We start from the raw sequence: 11305 nt of genomic DNA, 5'->3' as shown, positions 1-11305 counted from the left end.
CCCCCGCTCCTGGCTTCTCCGGCTACTCGGCCGATGCGGGCGGGGGCGGGGGAGCGGCAGCCGATTCGGCCGCCTTCGTCTTCGGCTTCTTCGTGGCGGCGGGTGCCTGAGCGCCCGCGATGCTCTCGCCGATGCCGCGGCCGACGGCCTGACCCTGGATGATGGCGGCGAGGTCGAGGCCAGTGGCCGAGCTCACGCTGTCGAACACCGACTTGAGCGCCTTCGCGCTGTCGGCGCCGACGACGCCCGAGGCGCCGTCCTCGCCGGAGCTGCCGATGATCGACACGCTCCCGATCGTGGCGTACCCCTTCGAGAACTCGGCCATGATCGTCGGCAGCACGTCGAGCACGCGCTGGGAGAGGAACGCCTCCTGGTTGGACGCGATGGCCTTGGCCTCCGCCTCGAGCGCGGCGGCGCGGGCTTCACCCTCTGCACGGATGGCGTCTGCCTCGGCGTTCGCGCGCAGGCGGCGTGCCTCGGCCTCCGCGTCGGCCTGGGCGCGAAGCGCGTCGGCGTCACCTGTGGCCTTCGCGACGGCCGCAGCTGCTTCACCGTCGGCGCGGGCGCGGTCGGCCTGCGCCTGCTGCTCGGCGATGCGGGTGCGGGCCTCAGCCTGCTTGACCTGCTCGATCGCGCTGGCCTCTGCAGCGCGTTCACGAGTGTAGAGCTCGGCCTGGGCGCGGGTCTCGGCCTCGTAGCGCTGCGCGTCGGCGACGCGCTTGACGTCGGCGTCGAGCTGCGCCTGGCGGTTCTCCGCCTGCTGCTGCAGCACGGCCTGCTGCGCCTGCTCGCGGGCGAGGTTCTCGGCCTGCTCGGCCTCGGCGCGGGCGCGGCCGATGCCGGCGTTCGAGTTCGCCGTATTCGTGTCGAGCGCGGTCTGCTCGATCAGGTTGGCTTCCTGGTTGGCGATGTTCTTCTGGTTGATCGCGCGGTCGGCGTTCGTCTGCGAGATCTCCGCGGACTGACGCTTGGCCTGGATCTCGGGGGCGCCGAGCGACTGGATGTAACCGACCTTGTCGGTGATGCCCTTGATCTGGAAGGAGTCGAGGATGAGGCCCTGCTCGGCCAGATCCTGTGAGACGTCGGCGGCGATCTGGTCGGAGAACTTCTTGCGATCGCGCATCAGCTCGACGACGGAGAGCGTGGCGACGATGCCTCGGAGCGCACCTTCGAGCTGCTCGGTGGTGAACTGCTCGATCGCGGCATCCTGCGAGGCGAATCGTTCGGCGGCACGACGGACGTAAAGGGGATCCGAGCCGATCTTCACGATCGCGACGCCGTCGACGTTCAGCGTGACACTGTCGAGGGACTGCGCCTCTGCGTTCAGCGAGACCTGACGCGACCGCAGCGAGATGATCTCGTGGCGCTGAGTGATCGGGTTGACGAGAGACTTGCCGTTCACGATCACCGTGACGGGCGAGTCGACGCTCTCCGAGCTGCTCGTGCCGTCCGCGTTCACGATGGCGCGTTGCACCTTCTGCTTGCGACCCGAGATGACGAGCGCCTCGTCGGCGCGGGCGACCTTGATCCAGCTGCGGGCGAACAGCAGCACGACGAGTCCGACCACGATCAGGACGACGACGCCGATGCCGATGAGAATCAGAATTCCGGCGATTCCGGCGATCTCCATGAAACTTCCCTCCCTGCCCCCGCGTCCGCGGGAGACTGCTTCTGCCATCGACTATGTCAGAGATCGGCCAGCGGCCGATGGGGAGGAATGCGCGTCAGAGGCTGCGGAGCTTCTCCGTCAACGCCATGAGGGTGCGCAGTTCATCGTCGTCGAGGGAGGACATCCGCTGTGCGATCGAGCGTCCGTGGACGGTGGCGACCGCCCGGAAGGCGCGGGCGCCGTCTTCGGTCGCCCTGATCAGCGCGCCGCGTCCGTCGTCGGGGTCGGGGCACTTCTCGATGAGCCCGCGTGCGACCATGCGGTCGACGAGTCGGGACACGCTCGGCTGGCTGATCAGCATGTTCGTCGTGACGTCGCGAAGCCGGGCGGTCATCTCCGGGGAGCGGACCACGGTGAGCAGCACGTCGTACTCCGCCTGCGTGATCGCTGCGCCGTCGAAGTCGGCGGCCATCGCCGCGAAGAGCTCATGCTGCGCGCGAAACAGGCTTTCCCAGGTTTCGAGAGCGAGCTTGCGATCCGTCATGGATACAGATTAGTAGGAACGGTGAAGGGCCGGTCGGAGAGGCTTCCGGCCGGCCCTTGTCCCTTGCACCAAGAGTGTCCTGCAATCACATTCGGTGGATGCCACAGCAAACATTCACCGTGTGATCACTGTATAACGGGGCGGTAACGAATGCAACGTTTTGGTCACGGAAAGTTGTTGACGACGGCTTGACCTCCAGTCACGCGAACAGTCATTGCCACGTCTGGTTTCGGAATTGCGCGGGGGATAGGCCGACCACGCGCCGGAAGGCCGTGCTGAATGCGCTCTCGGACAGGTATCCCGTTTCTCTGGCGAGCTCAGAGATCGACAGCGTGTCACGGGCGAGGGCGTCGCGGGCGAGACTCATGCGCCACTGGATCACGTACTCGAGCGGAGGTATTCCGACGTGGCGCTTGAAGGACTGCGCAAAGGCTGAGCGGGACATGTGGCTGATCTCGGCCAGCTCCTCCAGGTTCCACGAGTGGGATACGTCCGCGTGCACGGCGCGCAGAGCGGCGCCGATGGCGTCATCGTTCAGCGCGCCGAGCCAACCTGTCGGCTGGACCGTTCGGAAGGCGTGGGCGCGCAGCATGTGCACGAGCAGGATCTGAGCGAGGTGGTTCTCCACCAATGCGCTGCCAGGGGCGGCGAGACCGACCTCGCTGGCCAGGAGCTCGATCAGCTGAGCCAAACGAGCGCCGTGAGGATCGTTCACGCGGACGACGATGAGAGAGGGCAGAAGATCGGTCAGCAGGGCAGCGTTCCCCTCATCGAAAGCGATGTGCCCGACACAGAGATACACGTCCTCTTCGGACTCGGGGCCGATCCGGACGAGACCGTGTTCAGCCTCCTCGAAGACCGGGGCAGCGGGACGGGGCGTCGCATTCGGGGTGCTGGCCAGCACATACGCGGGCGGATTGCCCAGAAGGAAAGTGTCGCCGGCCTGCAGGAACACGGGCTCGTGCCCTTCCAGGATCAACCAGCACGCACCGCGAACGATGCCACCGGTGCGCACGTGAAGGAAAGGATCGAACTGCAGCGCCCACTCGCCTGCGGCTCTGACGCTGGGTCCGACCACGGTGGTGGGCCGAAGCAATCCGATCGCATCGGCCACAGGGTCTCGGAACCCGAGCAAAATGCATCCTCCTCCTGGACGATACGTAAACAATCGTGGACTCTTGTTGATCCATCTTACGTCGATGGCTGGGCAGTATTGATGACGGCCGCATTCGGCGAAGAAAGTGATGGAGGGACTCTCGTGGAACAGTTCGCAGGTAAGACAGCCGTGATCACCGGAGGAAGCAGCGGGATCGGGCTCGCTACCGCAGTGCGGCTCGCGGATGAAGGTGCGTACGTCTTCATCACTGGGCGGCGCGAGGCTGAACTCCGTGCCGCCGTAGAGACCATCGGGGCCGACCGATCCACCGCGATCGCCGGTGACATCTCGAACCAGCAGGACCTGGACCGGCTCTACGAAGCGGTCCGAGCACGCGGCGAGGGGCTGGACATCCTGGTGGCGAACGCTGCCGTCGGAGCGTTCGTGCCCTTGGAGCAGACCACTGAGGAGCACATCGACCACACCTTCGCGGTCAACGTCAGGGGAACGCTGTTCACTGTGCAGAAGGCATTGCCGTTGATGCATGACGGCAGCTCGATCGTTCTGATCGGCTCCACGGCTGCGGATCGCGGCATGGAGGCGTTCGGCACCTATGCGGCCTCGAAAGCGGCCGTCCGGTCGTTCGCGCGCACGTGGTCCGCTGAGCTCAAGGGTCGGGGAATCCGAGTGAACGTGGTCTCCCCGGCATGGATCGAGACGCCAGGGGGAACCGCGGCGTTCAACGATGAGGAGACAGTTCGAGCGGTGAAGGAAACCGTCGCCGCGACCGTACCCAAGGGGCGAATGGGCCGGCCGGAGGAAGCGGCGGCCGTCGTGGCGTTCCTGGCCTCCGAGCAGAGCAGCTACGTCGTCGGTTCGAACCTCTACGTCGATGGCGGTACGAACCAGGTCTGACTCGATCGCCGGCCCCGGCGTTGCTACGCAGTGGTGGGTGCCTCGCGGCCGACTCGGCGCAGGAGCCCTTCGAGATCGCGTTCGCCGTCGGGCGTCTGGGCGCCACGCTCCAGACTCCCGCCCATCAATGCGCGCGCCGCGGGCTGACCGATCAGAACAGACCACTCCGCTTCTTCGCGCTGATATCCGTCGAGAGGCGTGACGGGTGCGAGGATCCTCTTCGCCGCCGCGACGACGCCGTCGGAGAGGTTGCCGATGTTGTGCGCGAGCCGGTCGACGAAAGCGTCGAGATCATCGGCGGGGACGGCGCGATTGATCCAACCGTAGAGTGCGGCGGTGTCCGCGTCGACCGCGTCGCCGGTGAGCACGAGCTCCAAAGCGCGGTTACGCCCGACGCGCTCGGCGAGGTACTGGGTTCCGCCTCCTGACGGGACGATCCCCATGAGGGACTCGATCTGCCCGATCCGCGCAGTCTCGCGGGCCGCGAAGGTCATGTCGGCAGCGGCGACGAACTCGGCACCGCCGCCCCGGGCGATGCCGGCGAGCTTGACTATCGTGACCTGCGGCTGGTTGCGGAGTAGTTCGCCCACGGCCTGGAAGACATTGATGCCCTCCGGTGCCTGCGCTGCGAGTGCACCCAGGGCATCCATCTGCTCGGCGAGGTTCATGTCGACGTGGGCGATGAAGTACTCCGGATCGGCGCTCTCGAAGACGATCACCGCGACGGTGTCGTCGTCGCGGACCGGCGTCAACAGCTCATGGAGTTCACGCATGACGTGCGCACTGAGTGCATTCACTGGCGGGTTGTCGAGCGTGACGAACATCACCCGACCATCCCGGCGGATGCGGATGGTGTCAGAACGGGTGTCGATCACGGTTTCTCCTAGGTATTAGATGTGTGCATCGGTTTACAATGCATACCTAGGCTTCGTGCTTTCGTCGAGATCGTCAAGAACGCACTTTGAGCATCCCAGGGATGCGGGAAGATACCGCCATGCAGCCATTCAGCACGATTGTGGACACGACCGCCGAGGTCTTCCGTGCCGACTGCGAAAGCCGGCCGATCCTCGATCAGATCGCGAACAAGTGGTCGATGATGGTGATGGGAGTGCTGGACGAACCACGGCGCTTCAACGAGATCAAACGGCGCCTCGAGGGCATCACTCAACGTGTTCTCACGCAGACCCTGCGCAAGCTGGAACGGGACGGGTTGATCCAGCGACGCGTGCTGCCCACCTCGCCCGTCGGTGTCGAGTACTCACTCACTGATCTCGGCGAATCGCTGCGGGAGCCATTCGGGCGCCTGTATGACTGGACGGTCAGCAACGCCGCCGCGATCCGCCGCAATCAGTCCGCGTACGATTCGCGCTCAGCGGAGCTTCGCGGGCCGGCTTGACCCTCACGCAACGTGAGGAACCAGGCTTGCCCGCATGACTGATTACTTCAACGCATTCGAGGTGAGCCCCGTTCCTGACGGGCCGGACGCGGTCGCGCCGGATCCGTTCCTCGGTATCTACGCGATGCCGATGTTCGTGAAGATCCCGACGAGAGACCTTCAGGCGTCGACCGACTTCTGGGTTCGCGGACTCGGGTTCGTCGACCTGTTCAGCGTTCCGGGGCAGATCGTGCATCTGCGGCGGTGGGCGTTTCAGGACGTTCTGCTCGTTCCCGCGGATGACGACGCGACTCCTTCCGTGCCGTCGACGGTTCAGGTGTTCGTCTCCTGCGTTCTCAACCAACTCGATGCCGTCACCGAAGCATGTCGAGAGCTCGCGCCTGATTCGGTGACGGGTCCGTACGACACGGCATGGAGAACCCGGGACATCGCGGTCGTCACCCCCGAGGGTGCCCACGTCACGTTCACGGCAGCGACACCGTTCACTCCCGACAGCGACGTGGGCCGCGATTTCGCGTCGGTCGGGATCTTCGCACCGGAAGACTCGCAAGGAGGAGCACAATGACATCGATGGTTGACAACGAGATCGATGAGGATGCGACGGTCGGTGTCGCCGCAGACCTTCTCGGCCTGACGGTGCGCACTCTGCACCACTGGGACGAGATCGGTCTCGCATCACCGTCTCGCCGCACAGCCGCCGGTTACCGCCTCTACACGTGGGATGACCTCGAGCGCCTCAGCCGGGTCGTCGCATATCGCGAAGCCGGACTCTCACTCGACGCGATCCGAGATGTGCTCGATGATGCGACGGCGGAGATCGGGGAGACGCTGCGCGAGCAGCGGGCGCAACTGGCCGAACGGATCCACGACCTGCAGCAGCTCGACGAACGGCTCGAGCGAATGACCGATGCCCACGAGCGCGGCATCCTGATGAGCGACGACGAGCAGCGCGAGGTCTTCGGAGAGGAGTGGGACCCGCAGCAATCTCGCGCGGCCCGCTTCGTATGGGAGGGGTCGAAGCAGTGGGCGCAGTTCGCGGAGCGTTCGGCGTCCAGGTCGCCAGCCCAGTGGCGGGCTCTCTCCGAGGCTATGTCCGCGCTTCAACGCGACCTCGCCGATGCCGTGAGCCGAGGCGCTGAGCCGGGAAGCGCGGAGGCGGACGAACTCGTGGAGCGACACCGGGAGCTGTTCTCGAACTTCTTCCCGCTGACCAGGCAGATGCAGGTGTGCCTCGGGCGGATGTTCGAGGCCGACCCGGGATTCGCGGCGTACTACAACGGGATAAGAGATGGTCTAGCGATGTGGTTCCGACAGGCCGTCGACGAATCAGCGCGTCATCACGACATCGATCCGGATGCCGCGACCTGGGAGTAGCCCGACCGCGGTGAATAGGTTTGCGTGAGCCCGGATCACCCTCGCATCACGCTCTTTCGGCGCTCGCCAGCTGGAGCCCAACGAGGGCGGTCACGCCCGACTGAAACGACTCGGACCGTCCGGCGTGGCTCCGAAATCGACGATGCTGAACAACCGGTCCGTGGGGTCGACCAGCACCTGGACCGTGTCGCCGACTTTCAGGCGGTTCCACCCGGAGCGGGCGCGTGCGTCGAATGGCTCGAGTCGGTCGATGAAGATCCGCAGGATCATCGCGTATCCGTCCTCGAGCGGCTCCACGGAGCGCACGGTTGCCGTCCCGGGGACGCCCTTCGCGCGCAACTGTCGCGTATCACGAGCCGACGAGCGCAGCCCTGCCAAGAGCAGCAGCGCGATCAGAGCACAGATGATCGAACCAGGTACCCAGTCCTCCGCCTCTCGCGTGTTACCGGTCGCAAGATGGAACACGAAGATCGCCGGAGCGAAGAGTTGTGTGCCGATGAGCGCCCAGAGCAGGACGAGCATGCCGGGGCCGAGCTCGTCGGAGGCCTGGTTCCCCCGCAAGATCGGATCCGTGCGTGTCATGTTCGCATCATAGTGAGGCGGGCGAAGACCTGATCGATCTGCCTGACGCGCCGCGACCAGATCGCGACGCGCCTGCACCGCCGCCCTTCCTTTACGACTTCGACAACCTGTTGCTCTCGCACGCCGACCGCAGTCGCGTCATCACCGAGGACTTCTACCGTCACTCCCACCTCCCGCACGGGCCGGTGCCGTCGGTCGTTCTCATCGACGGCTTCACGGGCGGCGACCGACCTGATCGAGTAGGCGACTCCCCACCCGCGCGGAAGCAGACGAGCCCCGCGTAGGAGATCGTGCCGATCTCGATCGGCAATGCTCCTGCGCGCGGCTCGTCTCTCAGTTCATGAGGGTTCGTGACCGAACGATCAGCTGAACTGGTTCATGGTGTTGTCTTTGCCGCCGGCCTTCAGAGCGGCGTCGCCGGCGAAGTACTCCTTGTGGTTGTCTCCGATGTCGCTGCCGGCCATGTTCTGGTGCTTGACGGTGGCGATGCCCTCACGGATCTCGCGGCGCTGGACTCCCTGCACGTAGGCGAGCATGCCCTCGTCGCCGAAGTAGCCCTTGGCCAGGTCATCCGTCGACAGCGCAGCCGTGTGGTACGTCGGAAGCGTGATGAGGTGGTGGAAGATCCCGGCTTGCGCGGAACCATCGCGCTGGAAGTCGCGGATCATCTCATCGGCCAGTCGCCCGAGTTCGGTGCCGTCGTACTCGACGCTCATGAGCGCGGCGCGATCGTATGCCGAGACGTCCTTGCCCTCGGCGGCGAACCGGTCGTACGCCTGCTGGCGGAAGTTGAGCGTCCAGTTGAAGGACGGGCTGTTGTTGTAGACGAGCTTCGCGTTCGGGATGACCTTGCGCACCTCGTTCATCATTCCCGCGATCTGGGCGACGTGCGGCTTCTCGGTCTCGATCCACAGCAGGTCGGCACCGTTCTGCAGCGACGTGATGCTGTCGAGCACGCAGCGCTCCTCTCCTGTTCCCGCGCGGAACTGGTACAGGTTGCTCGCGAGGCGCTTCGGGCGCAGCAGCTTGCCGTCGCGCTTGATGACGACATCACCGTCGCCCAGCTCGGCCGCGGAGATCTCTTCGACGTCGAGGAACGAGTTGTACTGGTCGCCGAGGTCGCCCGGCACCTGCGAGACGGCGAGCTTCTGCGTGAGACCCGCACCGAGCGAGTCCGTGCGCGCCACGATGACGCCGTTGTCGATCCCGAGCTCGAGGAATGCGTAACGCACCGCGGTGAGTTTCGCGATGAAGTCCTCGTGCGGCACCGTGACCTTGCCGTCCTGGTGGCCGCACTGCTTCTCGTCGGAGACCTGGTTCTCGATCTGGATGGCGCAGGCGCCCGCCTCGATCATCTTCTTGGCGAGAAGGTAGGTGGCCTCCGGATTGCCGAAGCCGGCGTCGATGTCGGCGATGATCGGCACGACATGGGTCTCGTAGTTGTCGATCTGCGACTGGATGAACTCCTCCGTCGTCTCGTCGCCTGCCGCGCGGGCATCATCGAGCTTCGTGAACAGCAGGTCGAGCTCGCGGGCGTCGGCCTGGCGGAGGAACGTGTACAGCTCCTCGATGAGCGCCGGCACCGAGGTCTTCTCGTGCATGGACTGATCGGGAAGCGGCCCGAACTCGGAGCGGAGGGCGGCGACCATCCACCCGGACAGGTAGAGGTAGCGCTTGTTGGTCGTCTTCAAGTGCTTCTTGATCGAGATGAGCTTCTGCTGACCGATGAAGCCGTGCCAGACGCCGAGCGACTGGGTGTAGAGCGAAGAGTCGGCGTCGTACTCACTCATGTCGCGGCGCATGATGTCGGCCGTGTACTGAGCGATCTCGAGTCCGGTCCTGAACCTGTTCTGCGCCCGCATGCGGGCGACGGACTCGGGGTTGATGGCGTTCCAACTGGAGCCGTTCTCGTCGGTGAGAGTGCGGATGGCGTCGATGTCGTCTTGGTACGCAGTCATTTCGATTCCTTTGCGGTGGTGGCTGTCAGCAACCACTCTGCGCCAAGAAATGTGTCTCTTCCGGCCATTGGGCGTGTGAAGACTGGCGAAAATTCTGCTTTCTACAAGGACTACGCGGGTCGACGACTGCGTCAAGCCTGACGGTCGTCGAAGTCCGCCTGATTCGCGGCTACGTCATCACGGTGCGCTTCAGCCCAGAGCTTGAGCTGTCGCATCGTGTGGTGAAGAGAGAGGCCGAGCTCGGTCAGCTCGTACGACACCGTCACGGGGACCGTCGCGCGCGCACTCCGCGCGACCAGGCCGTCGCGCTCGAGCGATCGGAGCGTCTGGGACAGCATCTTGGGGCTGACTCCTGCGAGCACGCGGGCGAGTTCTGAATACCGCATGGGCCGGGGATCGTCATCGCAGTCGGGCCCGCTTCCGAGCGCCGACATGACCAGGGTCACCCATTTTCCTGACACCCGTCCGAGTACCTGCTGGCTCGGGCAGGCCGCGAGGAACGCGTTGTACTGCGCCTTCGCTTCGGCCTTCTTCTGAGCTGCGGTCGTCGTCGCCATGATCCTCCGCACGGGTACCAACGTACTTTCAGGTAACTACTTCCTATACGGTAGTGGGTCGTTCAGGGTAGTGGGTGACATCTTTTCCGTACGGCCATCGAAAGGCACCCATGAGCACCGCATCCCACGAACTTCCCGGCGGCAGTTGGACCCTCGGCGACAGGGTGGTCCCCCGCTTCGGCTACGGAGCCATGCAGCTGGCCGGACCGTGGGCGTTCGGACCGCCGCGCGACCACGAGGGTGCCATCGCCGTGCTCCGCGAAGCGGTCTCTCACGGCATCACCCACATCGACACGGCGGAGACCTACGGGCCCCGGGTGGTGAACGAACTGATCCGTGAGGCGCTGCATCCGTACGGCGACAACCTGCTCATCGCGACCAAGGCGGGCGGGCGCCGCGACGAGAACGGCGGCTGGCCGAGCGCACGGAGACCCGACGAACTCCGCCAGCAGGTCGATGACAACCTCGAGACGCTCGGCGTCGAGGTGCTCGACCTCGTGCACCTGCGCCTCGGTGATGCCGAAGGCCCCGTTCAAGAACGGATAGGCGACGCCTTCGAGACTCTCGTCGATCTGCAGCGGCAGGGCATGATCCGTCATCTCGGTGTCAGCAACGCCACTACGGAGCAGGTTGAGGAAGCGCAGGCGATCGCACCGATCGTGTCGGTGCAGAACATGTACAACCTCGCCGTGCGCCACGATGATGTGTTGATCGATCGGCTCGCCGCCGAGGGAGTCGCCTACATCCCGTTCTTCCCGCTGGGAGGGTTCACTCCATTGCAATCGGATGCACTTTCAGCGGTCGCCGCGCGCCTGGGGTCGACGCCGATGTCTGTCGCACTGTCCTGGCTGCTGCGCCGATCACCGAACATCCTGCTCATCGCCGGCACGTCGTCGGCCGCGCACCTGCGTGAGAACATCGCCGGTTCGCGCCTCGAGCTGTCTGACGGCGATCTGCAGGAGCTGAATCGGATCGGCGGGTAGCGGAAGGCGCTCATCCCGCCGGAGGCGCCACCGTCTCGCGGATCGTGAGGGTCGTCGCCAACTCGACATGACGTGAGACGGGCGGCTGCCCCGCGGCCAGGGATTCGACGGTCTGCACGGCCATCCGACCCATGTCCTCCAGGTGCTGACGCACCGTGGTCAGCGGCGGTGTCGTCCACGGTGCCTGCGGAGTGTCGTCGAACCCGATGACGCTGAGGTCTTCCGGCACCCGCACGCCCAGCTCGCGCGCGGTTGCCAGGACGCCGCCGGCGATCTCGTCATCCGCAGCCA

The 11305-nt window shown here is 65.3% G+C and carries 14 protein-coding genes; 6 read left to right on the top strand and 8 right to left on the bottom strand.

Going from position 1 to position 11305, the window contains the following annotated elements; translation table 11 throughout:
- Positions 1-22: 22 nt before the first annotated feature.
- From ACNPNP_RS12755 to ACNPNP_RS12745, 3 genes are all read right to left on the bottom strand, one after another.
- On the bottom strand, positions 23-1630 hold the full coding sequence (locus ACNPNP_RS12755) for an SPFH domain-containing protein (protein ID WP_448966412.1): 1608 nt from the start codon (positions 1628-1630) through the stop codon (positions 23-25).
- A gap of 94 nt (positions 1631-1724) precedes the next feature.
- On the bottom strand, positions 1725-2153 hold the full coding sequence (locus ACNPNP_RS12750; RefSeq protein WP_448966411.1) for a MarR family winged helix-turn-helix transcriptional regulator: 429 nt from the start codon (positions 2151-2153) through the stop codon (positions 1725-1727).
- Between the two features lie 211 nt (positions 2154-2364).
- On the bottom strand, positions 2365-3288 hold the full coding sequence (locus ACNPNP_RS12745; protein WP_448966410.1) for an AraC family transcriptional regulator: 924 nt from the start codon (positions 3286-3288) through the stop codon (positions 2365-2367).
- A 123-nt stretch (positions 3289-3411) separates the two neighbouring features.
- Here ACNPNP_RS12745 and ACNPNP_RS12740 point away from each other — a divergent pair, with 123 nt between their 5' ends.
- The gene (locus ACNPNP_RS12740; protein ID WP_448966409.1) at positions 3412-4164 is read left to right on the top strand and encodes an SDR family NAD(P)-dependent oxidoreductase; all 753 of its coding nucleotides are present in this window, start codon (positions 3412-3414) and stop codon (positions 4162-4164) included.
- A 23-nt stretch (positions 4165-4187) separates the two neighbouring features.
- Here the strand turns inward: ACNPNP_RS12740 and ACNPNP_RS12735 are convergent, their stop codons facing one another.
- Positions 4188-5039 (bottom strand): enoyl-CoA hydratase/isomerase family protein, encoded by an 852-nt coding sequence (locus tag ACNPNP_RS12735; protein ID WP_448966408.1) that lies wholly within the window; start codon positions 5037-5039, stop codon positions 4188-4190.
- 119 nt (positions 5040-5158) lie between these two features.
- Between ACNPNP_RS12735 and ACNPNP_RS12730 the strand changes: the two genes are divergently transcribed.
- Genes ACNPNP_RS12730 through ACNPNP_RS12720 form a run of 3 tightly spaced genes read left to right on the top strand, consistent with a single transcriptional unit; the run spans position 5159 to position 6934 of the window.
- Positions 5159-5560 (top strand): winged helix-turn-helix transcriptional regulator, encoded by a 402-nt coding sequence (locus ACNPNP_RS12730; protein ID WP_448966407.1) that lies wholly within the window; start codon positions 5159-5161, stop codon positions 5558-5560.
- 34 nt (positions 5561-5594) lie between these two features.
- Complete coding sequence (locus tag ACNPNP_RS12725) at positions 5595-6125, top strand: VOC family protein (RefSeq protein ID WP_448966406.1); 531 nt, start codon at positions 5595-5597, stop codon at positions 6123-6125.
- Positions 6122-6934, top strand: coding sequence for a MerR family transcriptional regulator (locus ACNPNP_RS12720; RefSeq protein ID WP_448966405.1), 813 nt, complete (start codon positions 6122-6124; stop codon positions 6932-6934). The genes ACNPNP_RS12725 and ACNPNP_RS12720 overlap by 4 nt, the downstream gene beginning before the upstream one ends.
- 90 nt (positions 6935-7024) lie before the next feature.
- On the opposite strand, the gene ACNPNP_RS12715 is transcribed toward ACNPNP_RS12720, so the two are convergent.
- Positions 7025-7516 carry a hypothetical protein gene (locus ACNPNP_RS12715; RefSeq protein ID WP_448966404.1) on the bottom strand — a complete coding sequence of 164 codons (492 nt, stop codon included), beginning with the start codon at positions 7514-7516 and terminating at the stop codon, positions 7025-7027.
- Here ACNPNP_RS12715 and ACNPNP_RS12710 point away from each other — a divergent pair.
- A complete protein-coding gene (locus ACNPNP_RS12710) occupies positions 7510-7800 on the top strand; it encodes a DNA glycosylase AlkZ-like family protein (protein ID WP_448966403.1) in 291 nt (96 codons plus the stop codon). The genes ACNPNP_RS12715 and ACNPNP_RS12710 overlap by 7 nt on opposite strands.
- Positions 7801-7878: 78 nt before the next feature.
- Here ACNPNP_RS12710 and ACNPNP_RS12705 read toward each other — a convergent pair whose 3' ends face one another.
- Together ACNPNP_RS12705 and ACNPNP_RS12700 are read right to left on the bottom strand one after the other, a co-directional pair.
- Positions 7879-9474, bottom strand: a complete 1596-nt coding sequence (locus tag ACNPNP_RS12705; protein WP_448966402.1) for an isocitrate lyase — start codon at positions 9472-9474, stop codon at positions 7879-7881.
- 131 nt (positions 9475-9605) lie between these two features.
- A complete protein-coding gene (locus tag ACNPNP_RS12700) occupies positions 9606-10031 on the bottom strand; it encodes a winged helix-turn-helix transcriptional regulator (protein ID WP_448966401.1) in 426 nt (141 codons plus the stop codon).
- Positions 10032-10141: 110 nt separating this feature from the next.
- Here ACNPNP_RS12700 and ACNPNP_RS12695 point away from each other — a divergent pair, with 110 nt between their 5' ends.
- A complete protein-coding gene (locus ACNPNP_RS12695) occupies positions 10142-11014 on the top strand; it encodes an oxidoreductase (protein ID WP_448966400.1) in 873 nt (290 codons plus the stop codon).
- A 10-nt stretch (positions 11015-11024) separates the two neighbouring features.
- On the opposite strand, the gene ACNPNP_RS12690 is transcribed toward ACNPNP_RS12695, so the two are convergent.
- A partial coding sequence (locus ACNPNP_RS12690; protein WP_448966399.1) for a substrate-binding domain-containing protein occupies positions 11025-11305 on the bottom strand: 281 nt, incomplete at its 5' end.

This window comes from Microbacterium xerophyticum (assembly GCF_053543555.1).
Note: the sequence above shows the minus strand (reverse complement) of the source record. Positions and strands in the feature narration are given on the sequence as shown.

Coding starts and splice junctions, on each gene's coding strand:
- ACNPNP_RS12725 (WP_448966406.1), top strand. CDS start 5,595: ATGACTGATTACTTCAACGCATTCGAGGTGAGCCCCGTTCCTGACGGG.
- ACNPNP_RS12755 (WP_448966412.1), bottom strand. CDS start 1,630: ATGGAGATCGCCGGAATCGCCGGAATTCTGATTCTCATCGGCATCGGC.
- ACNPNP_RS12700 (WP_448966401.1), bottom strand. CDS start 10,031: ATGGCGACGACGACCGCAGCTCAGAAGAAGGCCGAAGCGAAGGCGCAG.
- ACNPNP_RS12750 (WP_448966411.1), bottom strand. CDS start 2,153: ATGACGGATCGCAAGCTCGCTCTCGAAACCTGGGAAAGCCTGTTTCGC.
- ACNPNP_RS12715 (WP_448966404.1), bottom strand. CDS start 7,516: ATGACACGCACGGATCCGATCTTGCGGGGGAACCAGGCCTCCGACGAG.
- ACNPNP_RS12705 (WP_448966402.1), bottom strand. CDS start 9,474: ATGACTGCGTACCAAGACGACATCGACGCCATCCGCACTCTCACCGAC.
- ACNPNP_RS12730 (WP_448966407.1), top strand. CDS start 5,159: ATGCAGCCATTCAGCACGATTGTGGACACGACCGCCGAGGTCTTCCGT.
- ACNPNP_RS12695 (WP_448966400.1), top strand. CDS start 10,142: ATGAGCACCGCATCCCACGAACTTCCCGGCGGCAGTTGGACCCTCGGC.
- ACNPNP_RS12720 (WP_448966405.1), top strand. CDS start 6,122: ATGACATCGATGGTTGACAACGAGATCGATGAGGATGCGACGGTCGGT.